Annotated in this window: 13 protein-coding genes; 5 read left to right on the top strand and 8 right to left on the bottom strand. The window is 71.1% G+C overall.

Annotation, left to right across the window (positions count from 1 at the left end):
* Positions 1-61 precede the first annotated feature (61 nt).
* From IT371_05035 to nadE, 3 genes are read right to left on the bottom strand one after another with little or no spacing between them, the layout of a single operon-like run.
* Positions 62-1,711, bottom strand: a complete 1,650-nt coding sequence (locus tag IT371_05035; GenBank protein ID MCC6747001.1) for a metallophosphoesterase — start codon at positions 1,709-1,711, stop codon at positions 62-64.
* A 28-nt stretch (positions 1,712-1,739) separates the two neighbouring features.
* Positions 1,740-3,113, bottom strand: coding sequence for a hypothetical protein (locus IT371_05030; protein MCC6747000.1), 1,374 nt, complete (start codon positions 3,111-3,113; stop codon positions 1,740-1,742).
* A 19-nt stretch (positions 3,114-3,132) separates the two neighbouring features.
* On the bottom strand, positions 3,133-4,143 hold the full coding sequence (gene nadE, locus IT371_05025) for an NAD(+) synthase (GenBank protein MCC6746999.1): 1,011 nt from the start codon (positions 4,141-4,143) through the stop codon (positions 3,133-3,135).
* Positions 4,144-4,358: 215 nt separating this feature from the next.
* Between nadE and IT371_05020 the strand changes: the two genes are divergently transcribed.
* Positions 4,359-5,642 (top strand): Glu/Leu/Phe/Val dehydrogenase, encoded by a 1,284-nt coding sequence (locus IT371_05020; protein ID MCC6746998.1) that lies wholly within the window; start codon positions 4,359-4,361, stop codon positions 5,640-5,642.
* Here IT371_05020 and IT371_05015 read toward each other — a convergent pair.
* A complete protein-coding gene (locus IT371_05015; protein ID MCC6746997.1) occupies positions 5,639-7,357 on the bottom strand; it encodes a hypothetical protein in 1,719 nt (572 codons plus the stop codon). The two genes, IT371_05020 and IT371_05015, sit on opposite strands and share 4 nt — an antisense overlap.
* Positions 7,358-7,471: 114 nt before the next feature.
* Between IT371_05015 and IT371_05010 the strand changes: the two genes are divergently transcribed.
* Positions 7,472-8,599, top strand: coding sequence for a response regulator (locus IT371_05010; protein ID MCC6746996.1), 1,128 nt, complete (start codon positions 7,472-7,474; stop codon positions 8,597-8,599).
* 8 nt (positions 8,600-8,607) lie between these two features.
* On the opposite strand, the gene IT371_05005 is transcribed toward IT371_05010, so the two are convergent.
* Both IT371_05005 and IT371_05000 read right to left on the bottom strand, forming a co-directional pair.
* Positions 8,608-9,267, bottom strand: a complete 660-nt coding sequence (locus IT371_05005; GenBank protein ID MCC6746995.1) for a hypothetical protein — start codon at positions 9,265-9,267, stop codon at positions 8,608-8,610.
* 162 nt (positions 9,268-9,429) lie between these two features.
* Complete coding sequence (locus IT371_05000; GenBank protein MCC6746994.1) at positions 9,430-14,388, bottom strand: sigma 54-interacting transcriptional regulator; 4,959 nt, start codon at positions 14,386-14,388, stop codon at positions 9,430-9,432.
* A 150-nt stretch (positions 14,389-14,538) separates the two neighbouring features.
* On the opposite strand from IT371_05000, the gene IT371_04995 reads away from it, so the two are divergent.
* Together IT371_04995 and IT371_04990 are read left to right on the top strand one after the other, a co-directional pair.
* On the top strand, positions 14,539-15,741 hold the full coding sequence (locus IT371_04995; protein ID MCC6746993.1) for a hypothetical protein: 1,203 nt from the start codon (positions 14,539-14,541) through the stop codon (positions 15,739-15,741).
* Positions 15,738-16,991 carry a hypothetical protein gene (locus IT371_04990; GenBank protein ID MCC6746992.1) on the top strand — a complete coding sequence of 418 codons (1,254 nt, stop codon included), beginning with the start codon at positions 15,738-15,740 and terminating at the stop codon, positions 16,989-16,991. The genes IT371_04995 and IT371_04990 overlap by 4 nt, the downstream gene beginning before the upstream one ends.
* A 17-nt stretch (positions 16,992-17,008) precedes the next feature.
* Here the strand turns inward: IT371_04990 and IT371_04985 are convergent, their stop codons facing one another.
* Positions 17,009-18,322 (bottom strand): MFS transporter, encoded by a 1,314-nt coding sequence (locus tag IT371_04985; GenBank protein ID MCC6746991.1) that lies wholly within the window; start codon positions 18,320-18,322, stop codon positions 17,009-17,011.
* A 176-nt stretch (positions 18,323-18,498) separates the two neighbouring features.
* Here IT371_04985 and IT371_04980 point away from each other — a divergent pair, with 176 nt between their 5' ends.
* A complete protein-coding gene (locus tag IT371_04980) occupies positions 18,499-19,788 on the top strand; it encodes an ATP-dependent 6-phosphofructokinase (GenBank protein ID MCC6746990.1) in 1,290 nt (429 codons plus the stop codon).
* A 15-nt stretch (positions 19,789-19,803) separates the two neighbouring features.
* Here IT371_04980 and IT371_04975 read toward each other — a convergent pair whose 3' ends face one another.
* Entirely contained in the window at positions 19,804-21,705 is a 1,902-nt protein-coding gene (locus IT371_04975; GenBank protein MCC6746989.1) for a hypothetical protein, read from the bottom strand.
* Positions 21,706-22,011 lie beyond the last annotated feature (306 nt).

The following is a 22,011-nucleotide window of genomic DNA, read 5'->3' as shown; positions in this document are numbered from 1 at the left end:
GCGAGACGGGCGATGAAGACAGAAATCTCGGGATCTTGTCGCGTGCGCGGGGAAGGCCGCGCTACCGTCGCAGAGAGGGCGCGCGGGCTCTTCGCCGGCGTGCCGAACGCGCGAGCCCGAGCGCGGCCAGCGCCAGGAGCAGGTAGCCCGTGGATGGGACCGGGGGGCTCGCCGTCTGGCAGGAGCAGCCCTCGGCTTTGCCGCCGCCGTCGCCGGCACCGACGCTGGCGCCGTCGCCCGCGGGCGTCGCACCGTCGGTGAGGGGGCCGCTTCCGTCCCGCTGCGGAGGGATCCCGCCGTCGCCGGCGATGGGCGCTCCGTCGCCGATCGGTCCGCCGGCCTCGCGCGCCGGGCCCCCACCGTCCCGCTGCGGAGGCACGCCCCCGTCGGCCGCCACCGGCCCGCTGCCCTTCACGATGGTGAAGTTGTCCGTGAGCTGTCCGTCGTGGCGCACGTTCACGAGGGTGAGCGTGTTTCCGTTCACGTCCACCACGCACGAGCCATTCTGGACCTCGGTGAAGTACATGAGCGGGTGCTTCCCCTTGCTGCTCACCCCGGTTCCCCCGTGCCCGGCCACCACGTAGACGGCTCCCTTTCCGGCGGTGGCGGGCTTGCGATAGGCGCCCGTCCCCTTCAGCTTGCCGTCCCCCTTGTCCACGATCAGGCTCGCGTCGTAGCGCGAGGGGGTGGCGTACGCTCCGCTCAGCAGCCACGAGCGTTCGTAGACGTGCGAGTGCCCGGCGAGCACCAGGTCCACTCCCCCCGCCTCGAGGATGGGGAGCGCGTTCTCGCGCATGTCCACGAGGTTCCCCTCGGTGTCCGAGTCGTGGGACCCCTTCGTATAGGGCGGGTGGTGGAAGAAGGCGACGATCCAGGGCTGCTTGGTGGAGGCCAGGTCGCTCTTGAGCCAGGTGAGCATCGGGTCGGCCACCTTGCGCGAGATGTCGTAGGAGTTCAGCACCACGAAGTGCACATTAGCGTGGTCGAAGGAGTAGTAGGCCTCTGTGCCGGAGGGGAGTCCCCCGGCCTCGGCGGCCTTCGGCAGCGCGTAGGCGTCGTAGTAGGGGCCGGTCTGGGTGTTGCTGTTGGCGTTGTGCCCCTCGTGATTCCCCATCGTGGGCCAGCAGACCGTGTTGCGCAGGATGTTCTGGTAGATGTCGAAGAAGTTGGTCTGGAACTCGGCGTCCTTGCCGTCGCTGTAGGCCATGTCTCCCATATGGAGATAAAGGTTCGGGCGGTCCGCTCCGACGTAGGTGAGCATGGTGTCCCGCACCTTCTTCTGCATCGAGCCCCCGGTCCCCGAGTCTCCCACCACCCAGAGGCGAAAGCGCGTGGCCGACCCCGTCGCGGGAGAGGTGTCGAAGAAGTGCTGCGCGTCCCCTCCCGCGAGCGCCGCGGTGGCGGTCCCGACGCGATAGTAGTAGCGCGTTCCCGGCTGGAGTCCGGTGAGGCGCACTTCGTGCTGCGTATGGGTCTTGTTGTCCGTCGCGCTGAGCGAGAGGCTGCCGACGGCTGTGCCGTACTCCACCTTCCCCGTCGTGGCCACGTCGGTCCGCCAGACGACGGTCATCGAGGTGGGGGCGCCGATCTGAAGGTACGGACCGCGGCGGACGCGCTGGGCCGAGGCGTTGGCGGAGACGAGACACGCGGCCGTCAGCACGCACACGAAGGTCCAGCGAGGAAACGGAAGGCGAAGGGGAGGACAGGGCACGAAGAAGCTCCGTCGTTGGGTGGAGCGATCAGTATACAAGACGCGGGCCAGGCGCGGGTGGCCTCTCGCTCCCGGGGCGCGCGCGGCGGGCCAGCTGGAGCGCCACGAGGAGATAGAGGACGCCATACTCGAGCACCTGCGCGAGGGCCGGCACCTCCCACACGCCGCCGGGACGTCCGTCGAGGAATACGAGATCCGAAAGCCCGACGAGCGCGGGAAGCAGGACCACCCAGACCCCGCCGTGGAGCGCCCCGAGCGCCAGCAGCGGCACGAGGTACCAGGGGTAGACCGTCGGTGCGAGCGCGAAGTAGGCCCCGAGCGCCAGCAAGAAGCGCGTCGAACGCGCCGCGGGGAGGAGGGCGCAGGCCACGCTCGCCAGGGCCGTCCCCGCGTAGAGCGCGGGCCGGAGCCAGGTGGCGGCCAGGGCGGGAGACGCGAGGGAGGCGAGCGCGAAGAGCGAGCCGTTGAAGCGCCACTCCTGCGCGTAGACGAGCAGCGACTCCACGAGGCGTCCTCCCGCCGACAGGAATGGGCAGAGGAGGAGCGTGGTGGCCAGGCCGACGGCGAGCGCCACGGCGAGGCTCTGCCGGCGAGAGCGGTCGGGGCCGAGGGCCAGGCTCGGCAGGCAGAGCAGGGTAACCGGCCGCACCAGCGCCGAGGCGGCGAGCGAAAGCCCCGCCGCGAAGGGGCGCCGCTCGGCGAGCAGCAGCGCGAGCAGGAGCCACGGCACGAGGAGGCCGTCGAGGTGTCCGGCCACGAAGAGCTGCACGATCGGCAAGGGGGACCACGCGTAGAGCAGCGCCCGCTCCGGCGGCGCTCCGGCGCGAGCCAGCAGGCGCCGCAGAAGGAGTACGGTAGCGAGCTCGTGGATGAAGAGCACGAGCTTCAAGCCGAAGAAGCTCGTCGGGGAGAGCCAGTAGGCCACGGCAAACCAGAGCTCCGCGAGGGGCGGGTACACGGTGCGCATCTCGGGGCGGAAGATGCCGGGGAAGAAGTGCGCCTCGCGTAGCGGCACCAGCGCGTCGGCCACGGGAGGATGGAGGTAGGGGTTTGTCCCCGAGGCCAGCACGCGACCATCGAAGAGATAGCGGAAGGCGTCGCTGCTCCCCTCGACGGCGGACCAGGGGAGGGCGAGGCGTAGCGCAGCGGCCCCGACCACCACCCAGAACGCAAGGGAGCGTGGGGTGAGCTCCGGGCGTGCCGCGACGCGAAGCGCCAGAGCGAGGGGGAGCGTCGTGGCCAGGGTGACGGCGAGGTTCCGCAGCGGCCCGAGGGGACCGAAGGTCTCGGTGAAATAGACGGCGAGCTGGGCCAGGAGAGAGAGGGAAAGCGCCGCGCCCAGAGCACCCGGCAGCGTGCTTCGGCCAAGGAGAGAGTCCGTCCGACGCGCGACAGGGGGCACGCCGGGCCGGGTCCTTGGCTTAGACTTCCGTGCCGTGGGTCGCGGGGCGGTGCGTGCCGACGTCCGCGATGGGCTCGATGAGCTGGGCCGGCAGGTGCATGTAGCGCGTGGTGCGCCGCTTGGCCTCGATGTCCCGGTAGACCCAGCTCGCCTGCTCCTCCGTGAGGCCTGCCGCCCGCGCCGCCTCGGCGGGTGCGACCTGGTGGCTGTAGGCGTAGAGCATCAGGTCCATCTTCGGATAGGGGAGGGCGAAGTAGAACTCGTCCTGCCCCTGCGGGAGGCTGTAGGTGTCCGTCGTGGGCGTGCTGCTGGTGACGGGTTCCGGCAGGCCGAGGTGGCGCGCCAGCTCGTAGACCTGGGTCTTGTAGAGGTGCGCGATGGGCTTCACGTCGGCGAGTCCGTCGCCCCCCTTCACGAAGAAGCCCTGGTCGTACTCCAGGCGGTTCGGGGTGCCCATCACACCGTAGTTGAGGCGGTCGGCGTGGTAGTACTCGAGCATCTTGCGCGTGCGCTGCTTGAAGTTCGTCGCGGCCACGATCTGCAGGTAGGCCTTGAGCGGCAGTCGCGCCTTCTTCACCGCGCCGTCGGGGGCCTGGATCACGACGCTGAAGTAGGTCAGGCGGTTTCCTTCCTCGAGCGGCGGGACCACGATCTTTTGCTTGTAGGTCTCATCGTACTCCGGAAAGACCTGCCGGATCGCCTCGTCCCGTCGCGCGTAGCAGCCCGCCGCCGCCAGGATGGGGCTGATCTCCTCGACGGCGTACTCCACGCCCACGTGCTCGCAGACCATGCGGCCCAGCCGGTTGCTCTCGGGGCTCGAGTCCCGCTCGGGCATCAGCACGGCGAAGACCTTGTCCTTGCCGAGCGCGCGGGCGGCCAGGGCGAGACAGACGGAGCTATCGATGCCGCCGGAGACGCCTACCACGAGTCCCTTGCGTCGGAGCTCGCGGGCCACGATGAATCGCAAGACGTCGCAGATGCGACTCGCCTCTTCGGCGTAGTCCAAGGCCAGGACGTGGTCGCTGAGCATGTTCCCTCCGTCTCCTGGGTGAATGCGTGAACGTCGATGCTTTCAGAGGCCCAGCCTCGCGTCAAGGGTTGGTCGGCGCGGCGCGCGCGCGGGGCCGGCGAGCCCTGGTTTTCGTCGGTCGGGGGAGGCGGGCCGACGGTCGAAAACCGACTTGTGTTTGAGGCGCGATGGCATAACCTCGGCCGAAGCATTCCCCCGAGGAGGCCACTACACCCATGGCACGCGAGTTCAACGCCTTTGCAATGGCTCAAGCGCAGTTCGATCAGGCGGCCGAGAAGCTGGGCCTCGATGCGGGCACGCGGCACTTCCTGCGTTTCCCGAACCGAGAGCTCCACTTCACGATCCCCATCCGCCGCGACAATGGGCGGGTGGAGGTCTTCCACGGCTTTCGGGTGCAGCACAACACGGCGCGTGGGCCGGCCAAGGGCGGCATTCGCTTCCACCCCGACGAGACCGTGGACACCGTGCGCGCCCTGGCCACCTGGATGACCTGGAAGACCGCCGTGGTGGACATCCCCCTCGGCGGCGGCAAGGGGGGCGTGATCTGCGATCCGCGCCAGATGTCCGAGCGCGAGCAGGAGCAGATCTGTCGCGGCTTCGTGGACCAGATCGTGCGGCTCGTCGGGCCGGTACAGGACGTGCCGGCCCCGGACGTGATGACCAACGCGCAGCACATGATCTGGATGATGGACGAGTACGAGAAGCTGACGGGGGGCCGCTACCCGGGCTTCATCACCGGCAAGCCTGTCGGGCTCGGCGGGTCGAAGGGCCGCACCGAGGCCACCGGCTACGGCGTGGTCTACACCGTGCGCGAGGCGCTCAAGCGCATGGACAAGAAGATCGCGGGTTGCACGGCCTCGATCCAGGGCTTCGGCAACGTGGCGCAGTACGCGGCCAAGGGCCTCTCCGAGCTCGGGGGCGTGGTGGTGGCCGTCTCGTGCTGGGACGACGACGACAAGAAGCCCTACACCTACCGTCGGCGGGACGGGATCAAGGTGGACGAGCTGATGGCCATCGCCGACCGCTACGGCACGATCGACAAGACCAAGGCGCGGGACCTGGGCTACGAGGTCCTGCCCGCCACCGCCTGGCTCGAGCAAGAGGTGGACATCCTGATCCCCGCCGCGCTCGAGAACCAGGTCACCGAGGAGCTCGCGCCGTCGATCAAGCCGTCGGTGAAGATCGTGGCCGAGGGGGCGAACGGCCCCACCACCCCGCAGGCCGACAAGGTGCTGCAGAGCCGCAAGATCTACCTCATCCCCGACTTCCTCTGTAACGCGGGGGGCGTGACCTGCTCCTACTTCGAGCAGGTGCAGAGCAACCAGAACTTCTACTGGACGCGGGAGATGGTGCTCGAGCGGCTGGATCGCCTCATGACCGACGCCTTCCACGGCGTGGTGGAGATGTCCGAGACGCACGGGGTCTTCATGCGCGACGCGGCGATGATGATCGCGATCGATCGGGTCGCGACCGCCTGCCGGCTCCGGGGCTGGATCTAGCCGCCCCCGAGGCCCCCCGCTCGATAGACCACCGCGGCGCGCTTCGTGCCGTCCACCCGAATGCTCAGCCCGTCCGGCGCGTGGATCAGCTTGACCAGGCGGGTGTCCGCCGCGTTCGGCTGGGCGCGGAGCCACTCCAGGTTGCAGGCGTGGCCGACCCGCGTGTCGACGGTCAGGTAGAAGAGCGACTTCGAAACCACGTTGTGGAAGAAGTGCGTGCCCTGCGAGGGCTCGAGCGACAGCTCCGGGGTCGAGACCTCGGCGATGAGGCGCGCCATGTCGATCTGCCGGAACTTGACCGGGACGCCCACGGCCTTGTTGCACGAGCCCCAGCGGCCTGGCCCGAGGAGCAGATAGGGGTCGTTCGCCTCACGCTGGCGCTCGTTGAGCCGCGCCACCTCGTCGGCGATCTCCGAGCTCGTCTGGAGCGAGAAGTCCGCGGGGTCGACGAAGACCACCGAGCGCACGCCGTCCACGGCGCCGTTCCCGAGCGCCTGGTTCGTCGAGAGGAGGAGCTCGTCGGGGCGCACCTCGGGGACCTCCACCGACGCGTCCCCGCGCTGCGCCGACGGGAGCGGACGCGCCTGGAGCAGGTAGAGCGCGCCCTTGAGCTCGCCGCCGCCGCTCTCCACGTCGAGCGCGAACTCGATCTCCACCGGGAGGCCGAAGCCGTCCTCGATGACCTGGAGCACGCGCCGGAGCATGGTGGGGAAGGGGAGGCTCGTCTCGCGCAGCAGGCGGCTGAAGGTCAGGACGCGCTCGCCGCGCTGCATGAGGCTCTCGTAGAAGATGCGCGCGTCGGGGTCCCAGACGGAGGCCACGTGCGCCAGCACGCCGTGCGGAGCCGCCGCCTCGACGGGGAGCGTGATCAGCGTCTCGGTGTCCGACCCCGAGAGCGCCAGCTCGCCGGCCTCGAGGTTCACCGCGTCGAAGAGCTGCTGCGTGGTGCGGCGGAAGTCCACCTCGGAGACCATCGACGGGCGCACCAGCGGATAGGCCGGGCAGAAGCGCAGGCCGTCCAGCCCCTGCACCGCGCGGCGCCCGAGGCCCATCACGATCGACACCACCCCGTCCTCGGGCTTCATCTGCCCGACCGGGAAGTAGTTCACCGACTGGGCCACCCCGGAGACGAGCGGGTAGTAGACCTGACCGCGTGCGGTCCCCACCACCGTCTCGAGGGCGATGGCCATCCGCTCGTCCTCGCGCGGGATACTGTGGTCCCGCATGTACCGGCTCACGTCGGCGTAGAAGGCGCTGGCGTAGACGAGCTTCACCGCGTCCATGAGCTGGTTCAGGCGGTTCGGGCCGCGGTTCGGGATGAAGAGCGTGGTGAAGAGCCCGGCCGTGGTGTGGTAGTGCGTGTCCTCGCTGAGCGCCGAGCTCCGCACCGCGAGCGGCAGGAGGTGCGATTCGAGGTAGAGCTTGAGCGAGGCGCAGACGGCGGGGGGGAGCCGGCCGGCGAGGAAGCGTCGCCGGACCTCCCCGTCGTCGGTCACGTCGGCGCAGCTCTCGAGGTGGTTGCGCCCCACGAACTCCGAGAAGGAGTCGGTGGCGAGCACCCAGGTCTCGGGGACGCTGATCGTGTGCGGTGCGAATTCCGCGGCGATCTTGCTCGCCTCGAGGAGGCGATCCAGGAACGGAAGCAGGCGCGCCTTGCCGCCTAGCTCGCCTTCGCCGAGCTTCACCACGGGCCCCACGCGTCGCAGAGGGAGCATCAGTCTCTCTTCCCTCTTGTGGCCGGCCGGCTGAATTGATTTCCGCGAGCGGCCACGATACTGTTTCCTTCACTCGCGCCGCCGAGGCACATGCTTTCCGTGGGCGACCTTCCCATGCGCATAAGATTCCAGAACCTGCTCCTCGCGGGCAACCCTTATAGTGGGTTCATGCTCGAGGAGGCGGGGTTTCGAGCGGCGGGTCAAAGTGAGCCTGCCGACGCGCCGGCCTTCGAGCTGGTTCGCACGGGGAAGGCGGCGCTCGAAGCGCTCGGCACCGGTCGCTACGAGATGCTGCTCGTGGACTACGTGCTTCCGGACATGAGCGGGGCCGAGCTGTCGCGCAAGGTGAAGGAGGCCTTCCCGGGGCTGCCGGCGGTGGTGGTGACCGGCAACACCGACCTCGGCGGCCCGACCGAGGGGCGCGAGCACGCGAGCGAGAACCTCTTCGTCTACTACGGAGCGCCCTCGTTCTGGCGGGCGATGGTCAAGCTCCAGGAGGACGAGCGGAACGCGCCGCTGCTGCAGCATTCGGGGGCGCTGATCATCCTGCTCGTGGAGGACGAGCCGAACTTCTACAGCCACTTTCTGCCGGCCCTCTACGAGCGGATCCGCGCCGCCGCGCTCGAGCTGCTCCCGGAGGAGCGGCGCCCCACGTCGATCTGGGGGATGAGCGACAACCGCCCGCTGGTCCTCTTGCGGCGCTCGTTCGAGGAGGCCTGCGAGTCCCTCTTTCGCTACGACCGGAACATGATGGCGCTCATCACGGACCTCTGCTTTCCCATCTCCGGCGAGCGCAGGGGAGACGCGGGGCTCCGGCTGCTCTACCGCGCGCGGGCCCTGCACGGGCATCTGCCGGTGGTCGTGGCGAGTCGCGAGCTCCAGGCGCGCGAGGCGGTGCTCGCCGCCGACGCCAAGTTCCTCTGGAAGGACTCTCCGCGGCTGCTCTCGGAGCTCGACAACTTCCTCACCGCCTTTTGCGGCTTCGGCCCCTTCGTCTTCCGCTGGCCCGCGGGGGAGCGCTACGGGCTCGCGCGTACGCTGCAGGACCTGCGGGACCTCATCGCCGACGTCCCCGACGTGGTGTTCGAGCACCACGCCCTGCACAACGACTTTTCCACCTGGCTCGCGGTGCACGGCTACCAGAACCTGGCGAACCGCGTACGGGCCATGCTGATCACGGAGCCGGACATCCGCGGCACGCTCCTGCGCACCCTCGACGACGAGCTGCAGCTCCCGCGGTAGCGCGTCGCTCAGGGCGCAGGTACTGTTGCGATCAGGAAGTCGCTCGTCAGGCCCCGGTCGTCCACGCTCGCCAGGAAGAGCTGGATCGTGTCCCCGGCGGCGGCGGCGAGCTGCGCGCGGAAGCGACCCTCCTTGTCGGTGCGCGTCGTGACCACGGTGCCGAGCCCCGCGTGCGAGACGATCACCTCGCTGTCGGGGGTCGCCGCCACGAGGAGCGGCTGACCGGGGCCGGCGTCGTTCGAGACGGTGACGAGCCCCTTCGCGTCGGGCGCGGAGACGAGCCCCGCCTCGCCCCGCGTGCGCGTGAGCTGCGGGGGAAGGCCCAGCGCGCGGAGGGTCAGGCTCACCTCGGCGCTCTGCCCCTGATCGGTCTCGAAGCGACCGTACAGGTCGGCCTCCGCTCCGACGGCGAGGGTTCCGACGAAGGTTCCCTGCGCCGTGGAGGGCACCACCACCTCGAGACCGCTGCGCGCGTCCCGCAGACGCACGCGCCCCTTGCCGGCCACGGCCTGCGGCAGCCCGGCCACGACGGTTTCATGCCGGTCCTTGCCCGGGGTGCTCTGCCGCACCTTCAGCGGGACGGGTTGGGGGACCGGGATGCTGAGCTGCTCCCCGCAGCCCGGTCCGCCTGCCGCCAGCGCACATAGAAGGGTGAACAGCCGTCGCATGGGTTCCTCGCGTACCGGAGGGTAGAGCAAGCCGCGTTCCAGGGCCGACCCGCGGGTTCCAGATCGGTATTCCAAGGACTTATAGCACGCGGACCGGGGCCTGGGCCCGTCGGACGTGTTAACTGCGGGCAACGTATGGCGCGACATGTGGCCTGGAGGAAACTAGGACCGCGTCAGGCCGTGCCGCCGCAGGAGCTTGTGCAGGCCCACCCGGGTCATCCCTAGCCGGCGCGCGGCCTCGGTGACGCTCCCGCGGCAGGCCTTGAGCGCCGAGAGCGCGAGCTGCCGCTCGAGCTCCGCGATGGCGTCCTTCAAGGGGAGCCCTTCGAGTCCGGGCCCGCCCGCCGGAGCGGACACGTCGGCCGATCGAGCTCCCTGCAGGCGCGGGGAGAGGTCCTCGGGGAGCACGGTCTCGCCGCCCAGCGCCAGCATGCGCAGCACCTCGTTCTCCAGCTCGCGCACGTTGCCCGGCCAGTCGTGGTCCACGAGCAGCCGCAGGGCGGCCTTGGAGAGGCGGGCCGCGTCGCCCCCGTGCCGCGCGAAGAGGTGCGCCACGAGGAGCGGGATGTCCTCGCGTCGCCGGCGGAGCGGCGGGAGCTGGAGCTGGATCACGTTGATCCGGTAGAAGAGGTCCTCGCGAAAGCGACCCTGTCGTACGAGCTCGCCCAGGTCCTTGTTGCTCGCCGCCACCAGGCGGAAGTCCGAGTGCAGCTCCTCCTCGGCACCCACCCGGCTGAAGCGCTTCTCCTGCAGGACGCGCAGGAGTTTGACCTGGAGCTCCGCGCTCGTGTCGCCGACCTCGTCGAGAAAGATCGTTCCTCCGTCGGCGCGTTCGAAGAGCCCGTGGGTCGTGCGCTCCGCTCCGGTGAACGCGCCCTTCTGGTGGCCGAAGAGCTCGCTCTCGAGGAGGGTCGGCGGGATGGCGCCGCAGTTCACGCTCACGAAGGGGCCCGCCTTGCGGTGGCCGCCGTAGTGCAGCGCCTTTGCGACGAGCTCCTTGCCGGTGCCCGACTCGCCGAAGATGAAGACCGGCGCGGTGGAGTCCTTCACGCGGTCGATGAGGCGGAAGACCTCGCGCATGGCGGCCGACTGCCCGACCAGATTCTCGAACTGGTAGCGCCCTTCGAGCTCCCCCTTCTGGCGCCGCGCGAGCTCCGCGAGCTCGTCCAGCCGTTCGCTCTGGCTCGCGAGGGCTCGTTCGAGCTCGGCGTTCACGCGCCGCAGATCCTCGCGCCCCTGCTCGAGCTCGGCCTGACGTCGACGATTCTCCTCGAGGAGCTCCCAGGTCCCGATCGCGATGGCCGCCTGGTCCGCGAAGGCCGAGAGGAGGTCGCGCTGGCGGGCGGTGAAGGCCTCCGTCTGAAACCGGTTGTCGAGATAGATGGCGCCGCGCACCGCACGCCGGATGACGAGCGGCACGCACAGGATCGACCGCAGCCGCAGGTGGTGCACGCTCAGGAACTCGCGGAAGCGGTCGTCGTGGAGCGCGTCCACGGTCATCACCGGCTTGCCCCGGCTCACCACCTCCTCGGCCACGGAGCGGCTGATCTTGAACTCCTTGCGGCGGATGGTCTCCTGGTCGATGTTGCGCGCCACCTGCACGTCCAGCTTTCCCCCCTGGTCGAGCAGCAGAAAGCCGCGCTCCGCGCCGGCGAGCTCCACCGCGTGATCCATGATCCGCTCGAGCAAGCGCCGCAGATCGGGTTCCGCGTTGAGCTCCTTGTTCACCTGCAGGAGCGCCGCCAGGAGCTCCGCGTCGAGCTTCTGCGTGCGGTCGCCCGGCCGCTGCGGGTCGGAGGCGCCCGGCTGAGGGGTCTCGCCGGAGGCGAGGATCGCCGCGCGCCAGGTCGTCGCGCGGTAGGCGGGGCGGAGCGCCTCGGGGAGCCGCTCGAGCTGCGCTCGCACGGTCTGTAGCGCGAGCTGCCGGTGGAGGCTCGCGCTCGTGGCGTCGCCCGCCGCGGCGTGGGCGTCGGCGAGGCGGGCCTGCACCTCGGCCTGCGCCTCGGGATCGCTCACGTCCTCGGCGAGGCGTTGCGCCTGCCGGAGCTCGCGCAGGGCCGACTCGGGGGTGCCGCCTTCGCGCGCCAGCTCCGCGCTCCCGCAGAGGAGGTGCGCCTGCAGGGTCAGGACCTCGGCTCCTCGGCAGAGCTCGAGCGCCCCGCGCGCGCGGCTCCACGCCTCGGAGGCGTCGCCGCGGCAGAGGGCCACGCGGGCCCGTCCGAGCGCCACCTCGGCGACTCCGGCCGCCTCTTCCGTGGTGGCGAAGCAGCCCTCCGCGTCGTCGAGGGCCGCCGCCGCTTCCTCGGCCGCGCCGCGGGAGAGCGCCAGCTCGGCCTGCACCACGCGGTTGTGCCCCTGGAGCGCGCGCCAGGCCAGTCCCTGGGCCAGCGACTCCGCGCGGCCGAGGAGCTGCCGGGCGCGCTGCTCCTGCCCGAGCAGCGCGTAGAGCCGGGCCAGATTGTGCGAGACCTGGGCCATCTCGCGGCCCCCGCCGAAGCGGGTGGCGGTCTCGAGGCTCTGCTGGTAGCCGGCCAGCGCCGAGGCGAAGTCCCCGAGCTGCTGCGCCACCGAGGCCAGGTTCATCAGGAAGGTAGCCTCGAAGGGGAGGTGCTTGAGCTCGCGGGCCCGGCGGAGCGCTTCCTGGTAGCACGCACGCGCGCGCGTGAAGTCGGCGCGTCGCTGGTGCACGAGCGCGAGGGAGTTGCTGATCCGCGCGGCCGCCAGGCGATCGGGGCGCGCGGCCACGGCGGCCCAGGCTCCGTCGAGGGCGGCGAGTGCGAGGTCCAGCGCGCCGCGGTAGTAGTGGACCAGGCCCACGACGTGGAGCGCCTCGGCCCGCACGGCCGGGTCCAGGCTCTCCGAGAGGAGCTCGGCCACCGCCTGCGCCTCGGCGTGCCGGCCCGCGAAGAGCAGGACCTTGGCCTTGAGGACCGCCGGTCTCGTCGAGATCCCCGTCCCCTCGGCGCGGCTCAAGGTGCCGAGGGCCTCGTCGGTGCGCCCTGCCTTGAGCTGCGCGTCGGCCAGCGCGCAGAGAGCCGCGGCGCGCTCGTCGGGGATCACCTCGTCGGCGGCCTGCGCGAGCACCGCCACCGCATCGCCGTGCCGGCCGAGGGCCTGTAGGAGCGCGGCCAGCTCCTCGGCGCCTCGCTGGCGGGCCGGCGAGGCGAGCCCGTGACAGGAGAGCGCCTCGCGGTAGAGGCGGAGGCTCTCCGAGAGGTCGAGCGCCTCACGCGCGGCGCGGGCGCCGGCCAGGAGCTCCGTCGGGGCTTCCTCCTTCAACCCGGCGTTCACGCGCACCGCAGCCCGGAGTGTGGCGAGCGTGGGATCCGCCCGCAGGGCCGCGAGCGTGTGCCGTCCTAGCGCGCCGCGCTCCTCGGCGGTGACGGCGTCGAGCAGGGCCCGCCCGAGGGCCGGACTCGCCAGGCGAACCGCGTCTCCCTCGTCCCGCCGGGCGACCCCCTCGAGCGCGAGAGCCCCCAGCCGCTCGTCGGAGAGGGTCGGGTCGAGCTCGACCAGCAGGCGTCGCGGGACGGCCGTACCGAGGAGGGCGAGCAGCGCGCCGGTTCGCCGCGCGGGCTCCGAGAGCTGGCGGACCCGAGCGACGGCCACGTCTCTCGCCTGCGGCCGATTCCGTTCCAGGCCGTCGGGGAGGCGGAGGGGGCCCTGGCCACCCGAGGCCAGGAAGGCCGCGACGCCGAGGCGCACGAGCTCGGCGGCGAGGAGCGGGCTGCCTTCGGCGAGCGACGCCACTTCCCCGACGAGCGGGTCGGGAGCGACGCCGCAGGGAAGCATCGAGCCGACCAGAGAGCGGACCGCGTCGTCCGGCAGCGGCGACAACGCAAGGCGGAGGCCGCGCGGGCCCAGGGTGCGGTCGGCGCGGGCCGCCTCCGTGGTGCTGGCCACCACGAGCAGGGGACGGTCGGGGAGGCGGAGCAGGACCTGCACGAGCTCCACGTCCAGCGCCTCGTCGAGGTCGTCGAGCACGAGCAGGCCCGGGGTCGAGCCGAGCGCCTCGAGGGCCCCGAGGATCCGCGCCACCGCTCGGGCTCTCTCGGCCACCGGATCGGGGGCCGAGCTCGCCTCTCCCTCCGGCGCCGCGACGGACGGCCACCCCACCTGCACGGGCAGGCCCCGCGCCTCGGCCGAGAGCGCCACCTCCTCGAGCAGGCGGCTGCGTCCGCTCCCCGGCTCGCCGACCACGAGCGCGAGCCGTGACGCGTGCGCGCCGCGTGAAAGGTCCTCGAGGCAGCGCTCGAGCTCGGCGAGCTCCGCGTTGCGCCCCACGAGCAGCGGGGAGCACAAGCCGCGTCCGAGCAGGAGCGAGACCGTCCGACCGACGGAGCCCCCCGGCAGCTCCTCGAGCAGTCGGAGCGACTCCGCGGCCGAGGCGGGGCGCAAGCTGGGGTCTCGCGCGAGGAGCTGCCGCGCGATGCGGGCGATCCCCGCGAGCTCCGCGTCCGAGGTCGCGGCCCCCTGCGCGTCGAGCTGCGTCGCGAGCGCGTCGCTTCCCGGGTCGAGCGGCGGAGAGAGCTGGAAGAAGGCGCCGGCCAGCATGACGCCGAGCGCGTAGAGGTCGCTCTGCGCCGAGGGAGGCGCGCCCTCGAGGACCTCCGGGGCCAGGTAGCCGAGCGTCCCGCCGACGGCGGTCGGCGCTCCCCCGCGGGCGGCGAGTCCGAAGTCGAGGAGCTTCGGTCCCTCGGGGGACACGCGCACGTTGTCGGGCTTGAGGTCCCGGTGCATCACGCCCCGGCGGTGGAGGAAGTCGAGCGCGCCGAGAAGCTCGGCGAAGACCCGCAGGGCATCCGCGCGCGTCGCCTCGCGGCACCAGCGGTCGAGGGTCGGCCCTTCCACGAGCTCCATCACGAGGAGCGCCTCCCCCGAGGGACCGCGCTCGAGTCCGTGCACCGCCGCGATGGCGGGGTGTCGGAGCCGCCGGAGGACCACCAGCTCGCGGCGCAGGCCGTCCTCGGAGTCAGTTCCCGCGGTCAGGCGCTTGATGGCTACAGAGCGCCCCGGGACCCTGCGATCCTCGGCCCGCCAGACCGTACCGGAGCCGCCTTCTCCCACGGGACATACCGCCTGGTACCGCAAACCGAGGTCGGGCAAGGACGTCGAAGGCATGCGAGCTCCGAACTGTAGCACGCCACGTCGGAGGACCGGTGCCCGACGCACCGCCGTACTCGTCGCGCGGGCCTCGCCGCCGCGCGGGCCTCACCGTGGCGCCGCGCATGAACTGGCTAGCGCCGGCGGGCGGCGGTATTCTGGACCCCGATGCGCGCTCCGCTGGCTCTGCTCGTTCTCACCCTCCCTGCCCGGGTCCTGGCCGAGACCCCGTCCGCCGTCCTCGTGATCCCGGCCGGTACCGGCGACGCGCTGGGGCCCACCGCGAAGGTGGCGCAGGAGCTGGCCGTCGCGCTGCAGCAGAGCGGCAAGAGCGCCCGGGCGACCTACCCGCGCGGGGGCGACGCCTCACCCGATCCGACGCGCGAGACGAAGGCTGCCGATCTGATGGGGCGCGCGGCCAAGTCCTTCGAGATGCTCGACCTGCAGGTGGCGCGCGAGCAGGCCGGCAAGGCCCTCGAGCTCTACAAGCAGCTGATGCGGGCGGGGGGGAGCGCCGCGGGGTACGTGCGGGCGCAGCACCTCCTCGCCGCGGCCGCCCTCTTCGACGGGGACAACGTCGCCGCGCAGCGGGCCATGGCCGACGCGATCCTCTTCGACGAGCGTCCGCCGCCGAAGAAGCAGTTCAACCCGACGGTCCAGCAGCTCCACGCCCAGGTCATGGCCCAGGCGAAAGAGGCCGGTCGCGCCACGCTCGAGCTGCGCAGCGAGCCGGCGGGCCTGCTCTGGCTGGACGGCGCCTTCCGCGGGTCGGCCGACGGATCGGTCTCCGTGCGGCCGGGACAGCACCTGGTGCTGGTTTTCCGCCCCGGGCACGCCTCGTGGACCCGCTGGCTGCGGGTGGACAAGGGGCAGACCCGCGCCGTCGAGGCCCAGCTCTCCCCGGGCGGGCCCGGCGAACCCCCTCTCGTGCCCTCGGTGCGGCAGGAGACCCTCGCGCCGACCCCCGGTCGCGCGGTGGCGCAGGCGCTCGAGCTGCTCGAAGGGCGCGAGCTCGTCGTGGTCGGGGCCGCCGCCGGCTGCACGCCGGCGAAGTGCACCGTGACGCTCCACTGGGCCGGTGCCTCCCGCTGGCTGCGCCGCCGGGAGGCTTCGTATACGGGGGCTGCCGGCGCGGCCGCGCGAGCCTTGCTCTCCTCGGAGGCGCCGGGTCCCTCGCCCGCGCCGTCGCCTGCGCCCGCTCCGTCGCCGGGCCCGTGTGACGGGGAGGCGTGTCCGGACGAGCGGCCGCGCGTGTCGATCTGGAAGCGCTGGTGGTTCTGGACCGCCATCGGGGCCGGGCTGGCCGGCGCGGCGGTCGGCATCGCCGTCCCCCTGAGCCGGCCCAAGACGCCGATCATCGAGGTTCGATGACCCCCGCCGCCTCCCTTCGCGTCGCCTCGCTCGTCGCGCTCTGCCTCGTCGGCGCGTGCAGCACCCCCGAGCCGGAGATCCGCGGGGTCCTCGACCGCCTGGTGGGCGAGCCCGTGACGATCGAGCTGGTCCAGGGCTCCGCCACCTTCACCGAGGAGGTCCGCCTGACGGACGCCGGCGGCGTTGCGTTCGACGCGGCGTCGCTCTCCTTCAAGCGGGTGAACGACACGACCGTGACCTTCACGATCCCCACGGGGGTGGCCCCCGGCGCGGCCACGCTCTCGCTCGGACGCGACGGCGAGGCGGTCCCCTACCGCGTGCCCTTGCAGCTCAACCGCGCGGCGCTCGCCTATTCGGACCAGGGGGCGCTCGAGCTCTTGCCCTTGCCGCCGGCCACCATCGCGACGACCAGTCTGACGGGCGGCGGCACCCCCGCGCAGCTCGCGCTCAGCCCCGGGGGGGGACAGGTCCTGGTGCTCAGCGGCACCCGCCTTCGTACGGTCAACGTGGGGCGCGGCCTGAGCGACGTGGGCACGGGCTTCAACGTGGCGGGAGCCACGTGCGTCGCGACTCTCCCCGACGGTGCGGTGGTCGGCACCAGCAGCTCCGTCTTGCTCCTCACGGTGACCGCCATGGGGCAGATCACCCAGCAGGCGAGCTTTCCCATCCCCGGCGTGCGCGCGATCGCGACCGACCGGAAAGGGTTGCGGGCGGCGGTCCTGTCGGCCTGCGACACGAACCGCGACGACCTGCCCGACGCCGACTGCGTCACCGAGCTGGTCCTCGGCTCTACGCCCTCCGTGGGGCGGCAGTTCGTGCTGGATTCCACGCCGAGCGCGTCGTTCGTGGCGTTGCGCTCCGACGGCCAGGCGGCCGTGGTGGCGGACAACGATGCGATCTACGGCGTGACCTTCTCGAGCGCCCCGCCGACCAAGCTGCAGTGGATGGCCCCTGCCCGGCCGGTGGGGATCGACCGCGGTCCCTCGCCGCTCGGCGACCTCTTCGCCATCGGCGACGGGGCGAGCAACCTCGTGCAGCTCGTCGGTTTCGACGGCGAGGTCCTCAAGCCCGTCTCGCAGATCAAGCTGGCGGAGCCCCCCACCGCCCTGGCCTTCGGCCGGCGGAGCGAGCTCTACGTGGCGACGGGCACCAAGCTCCACCAGCTCGACGCGGCGACCGCCTCACCGACCCCGAAGCTCCTCAACGTGGCGGGGTCGCGACCCATCCTCGCGCTCCAGGTACAGCGATAGTCCGAAGGATCGGTCCCTCAGTGGGAGCCCGAGCGGGTGGGCTTCGCGTGCCAGACCCGGAGCGCGAGGAGGAAGCCCACCACCGCGAACGGCACGAGGAAGGGCCCCCAGTAGGTCCAGCTCGTCTTGGTCAGATACCCGAGGCAGAGCGACTGCACGCCCACGCCGAGGTAGACGAAGCCGTCGATGATCCCCACCGCCATGGCCGTGGCCTGCTTGCCGCCGAAATCGGCGGTCGAGGTCCCCGAGAGGACGCCGTGCGTGCCGATCACGCAGACCGAAGAGAGGACCACCAGGCCGTAGACCACGTAGGGTAGCAGCGTCGAGTCGGGAGGCATGACCCACAGGCAGCCGCTCAGGCCGAGGGCCAGCACGATCATCACGCCGTAGAGCAGGCCCGCCACGGGAGGCCGCCGGGAGTCGAAGACCCGGTCGGAGACCCAACCCGCCGCGAGCCCTCCCAGCACGCCGGCGGCGAAGAGGCCCACCCCCAGCCACTCCCGCACCTGCGGCATCCCCGACTGCTTGGCCCAGCTCGGGAACCAGTACATCACGCCGTTGCGCAGCACGCCCGTGCAGAACTCGATGAGCGCGATGGTCAGCACGATCCGGTGCGTGAGGAGTCTGCGCATCACCGACACCACCGAGGGTGTCTCCCCGCGATGGTCGAACTCGTCGGAGCTCCCGGTGTCGAAGTCCCCGAGACCCGCCTCGCCCGGCGTGTCCCGCACGAAGGCCAGCGTGGAGAGGAAGTTCACGAGGAGCAGGAGCCCGGGGAGGATGAAGTAGTACTGGGGGCTCCCCTTGAAGAACCACTTCATCGCCATGGGCGAGACGGTGTAGGCGAGGAAGAGGCCCGACGAGATCATGATGCCGAAGATGCCGCCGAAGACGCCGCGCTCGCGCACGTGGAACCAGGCGGCGTTGACCTTGACGATCGCGATGGCCGCGAAGCTCTGGAAGTACATGTTCACGCCGAGGAGCACGGCGTACGAGACGAGGAAGTTCTGGGTCCACCCGACGGCCAGCATGAGCCCTATCGCGAGGTTCACCAGGGCGGAGCCCATGGTCGCAATGAGCATGGCGCGACGCCCGCCGAAGCGCTCGGTGAGCGGACCGTTCAGCAGGAAGGAGACGCCGTAGACCACCGCTCCGACGGTTCCCACGATGCCGAGGGCCGCGTTGTCCATCAGCCGCTCGAGCTCGTCCTTCGCCGGGATGTAGCTGTAGCGCCCCATGTAGAGGAAGGCGTAGGCGAGTCCCAGCGGGAACCAGTTGAATACGCGGCGGCGGCGAAAGGCCGCGCTGTGCGCGAGAAGCGCGTCGGTCATGGGCGCAGCGGTAGCAGCGGCCGGGGCGACCTGTCAACTGCACCGCGGCCGACTGTCACCTCGGCCGACCCAGAGTCCTCGTTCGCGGCGAAGAGCCTCTCCGCGGGTCCTCTCCGCGGGTGCTTTCGGCCGTAGGCGGGCTGCGCTATCCTCGCGCCCCATCCCTTGGTGAGCCGATGACCGACAAGAACGCCGAACTCGTGGTGTCGTGCCTCGGGGCCTGCAGGTATCCCTCGCCGCTCCATCTGTCGACCAAGCCGGGAGACCAGATCGCCGACTTCGTGCCGGATGAGGCGCGGGTCCTCATGAACCCGCTCGTCGGCGAGGCGGGACCCTCGTTCGAGCTGGCCGGTCCGCGACCGATGAATTACTTCTCCGGCCCCGAGGTGACCGCGGGGATCGTCACCTGCGGCGGTCTGTGTCCCGGGATGAACAACGTCGTGCGGGGGCTCGTCCTGCAGCTCTGGCACTCCTACGGGGTGCGTCGCATCTACGGCTTCCGGTACGGCTTCGCCGGCATCGGTCGGTCGAGCCCCAATCCCCCGATCCTGCTCACCCCGGAGATGGTGCGGGCCATCCACCTGCAAGGCGGCACGATCCTCGGCTCGTCCCGCGGGCCGCAGCCTCCGGAGGAGATGGTGGGGACGCTGCAGCACCTCGGCGTGAACATGCTCTTCTGCGTGGGCGGAGACGGGACGATGCGGGGGGCGCTCTCGCTCCACGAGGAGCTCGGCCGGCAGAACGTGCCCATCGCGGTCGTGGGCGTGCCGAAGACGATCGACAACGACCTGCTGCACATCGAGCGCACCTTTGGTTTCGAGACCGCCGTCTCGATTGCCGCCGACTCCATTCGCGCCGCGCACGTCGAGGCGGAGGGGGCCCCGAACGGCGTGGGGCTCGTCAAGCTCATGGGGCGCCACTCGGGCTTCATCGCGGCCTCGGCCAGCATGGCTTCCCCCGAGGTGAATCTGGTGCTCGTCCCCGAGCAACGCTTCACCCTGTCGGGGACGCAGGGGATCGTCGCCTACCTCCGGCAGCGGCTGAAGCGTCGCGGACATGCGGTGATCGTGACGGCCGAGGGGGCGGGGCAGGAGCACCTTCCGCCGTCGGACCAGCGGGACGCGTCCGGCAACCCGAAGCTCCGGGACATCGGGGTCTTCCTGCGCGACACCTTGCAGCGCGAGCTGGCCGACCTGGACATCGTGCTCAAGTACATCGACCCGAGCTACATCATCCGCGCCGCGCCGGCGAATCCCGCGGATGCGATCTTCTGCGGCCGGCTCGCCGAGGAGGCGGTTCATTCGGCCATGGCGGGCAAGACGGGCGTGGTGATGGGGCTCTGGCTCGAGCGCTTCACCCACGTGCCCCTCACGGCCGTGACGGCCGCGCGCAAGGTGCTCTCGCTGGACAGCCCGATCTGGCGCAGCGTGCTGCGGTCTACGGGCCAGCCCGACACCTGGGCCTGAGCGCCCCGAAGGCTGCTACTTGAGCTGCAGGACCCACCCCTGCAGCCGGCCCCCGCTCCCCGTGCCGCCGCGCGTCTGCCCGACCATCCAGAGGTCGGCGTAGCTCTCTCCGTCGATATCGCGCACCATCGGTCCCCCGGTCGACGACGAGAAGGCCCGGACCTGCAGCGGCCCGTAGGCTCGCTTGAGCGTCAGGTTGTAGTTGAAGAGCGAGACGGTGCGGCCGGAGCTGGTGTCGCGGTAGCCCACGAGGGTCGCGAGGTGGTCCGTGTTGGAGGCGTACACGGCCGTCAGGTTGTAGTTCGACTGCTGGTTGAAGACGGAGGTCATCCGCTGCCAGAGCGCGCCGTCGTAGCGCATCACCGTGCCGTAGTCGCCCACGACCCAGATCTCCCCCGCCGAGGCGGCGAACATCCGTCGGAAGTAGCCGGAGAGGTTCGAGCAGGCCGAGCCGCTCCGCGACTCCAGACAACCTTCGGGGTCGCTGGTCGACCAGCTCGTGGCCATACCGTCGTTGTAGTAGATGTCCTGCTGTCCGGTCCCCGTGATGGCCCAGAGCCCCGTCACCGTGCTTCCCGAGGTCGCGCCGAAGATGTTGCCGAGGGTGGTACCGCCGATGAAGCCCGAGTGCGAGGTGCAGCTGAAGCTTCCGCTCGCGAGGAGGCAGCGCACCATCGCGCCGCTGGCCGGCAGGCTCTGCATCCCCGTCAGATAGAAGACCTCGTTCGCGCCCGTCGAGGCCCCCCAAACGCCGTAGCGAGTCGCCCCCGCGAGCTGGGTCGAAAGGCCCGTGGCGCGCCCCCAGCTCGTCCCATCGTGGTAGTACGCGAGGCCGTTGTCGCCGACCGCCACCCGGTAGTGCACGTCGTTGAGGCGCCGCTCGGCGTAGATGAGGCTGGCCGAGCCGCTCCCCGCCAGGCGCACCATGATCCCCTGACCGGAAGAGCTCGCCGTGCTGTACTCGCCGACGGCCCAGACCTCCTTCGGCGAGGCGAGCGGTGCCGTCGCGGCGAGGCTCGTGCTCGTCACGCTGCCGCTCGAGGGACTGGGTTCGAAGGTGGTCTCGAGCCAGCCCTTGCACGCGTTCTGCGCGCACATCTTGGCCACGCCGGAGGCCGCCGTGCAGGGCTTCCCCGCCACGAAGGTCAAGCTGCTCGTCGACTGCGTCGGAAGGCACTCGAGGCACACGTTCGAGGTGCTCGCCTCGCCGACCTCGTAGCAGGTGCTGTTGACCATGCACCCACGGGTGACCGGATGCGTGCAGCTCCCTCCCTTGCACACGTCGCCCGTGCAGCTCAGGCCGTCCGAGACGCACGTGGTGTCGTCGGCGAGCGAGCTCCAGGCCTCGGTGGCGCGGGACGGGTCGCAGGCCTGGCAGCTGTTGGCCGCGTTGAGCTGGTTCGCGTCGTAGCACTTGCCGGCGATGGCGCAGCCGGTCCCGCTCAGGGGATGGACGCACTTCCCCGCGGCGCAGACGTCCTTGGTGCACTTCAGCCCGTCGTCGGCGCAGGCGTTTCCGTCCTTCGCGACGGTGAAGCTCGTGGTGCTGGTGGTCGGATCGCAGCTCTCGCAGCTGTTGGTCGGGCTCGTCTCTCCGCTCTTGAAGCAGACGTCTCGCACCACGCAGAAGCCGGATTCGACGGCGTTCGTGCACTTTCCCCCCGTGCATTTGTCCACCGTGCAGGGACGCTTGTCGTCGCAGTCGGGGTCCTTCGTGCACGTGGGCGGCACGACGTCCGGGTTCGGCCGCGTGTCGGAGCGCGGGCCCTTGTCGCGACCGGCGCCGTCGCGTCTGGGAGTCGCACCGTCGCTCGCAGGCCCGAGGTCCGAGGCGACAAAGGCCGGGTTGGCCTCCGTGCAGCCCGCGAAGGGCGCGGCCAGGATCGACAGGATCATCAAACGAAGAGGTGCTCGCATCCGCTTCTCGCTCACTCGAGTTGCACGGTCCAGCTCGGCAGGCGACCGGAGCTCCCTGCGGACACCCGAGCCCACCATCCACCGAACGTCGCCCCCCCTTTTATGATCTCGCCAACAAAGGGGCAAGTACGCCCTGCCGCGCGCCCGGGGTGATCGAGTTCTCCGGATGGAAGAGCCTCGGGAGGGCCTAGGGCGCTCGTGACGCGGGCCCTGGCGGACGCCGCCGCTTGCATGAGCCGGCAGCGGGGCGGAGTGGGCCGGCGCAAGCGGCGGCTCGGGCCCTCGCGCCAGCCGCGGATTGGGGGG

The organism is Deltaproteobacteria bacterium (assembly GCA_020848905.1).
GTDB lineage: Bacteria > Myxococcota_A > Polyangia.
The sequence above is the reverse complement of the archived record's forward strand: the minus strand, read 5'-3'. Positions and strand labels throughout refer to the sequence as shown.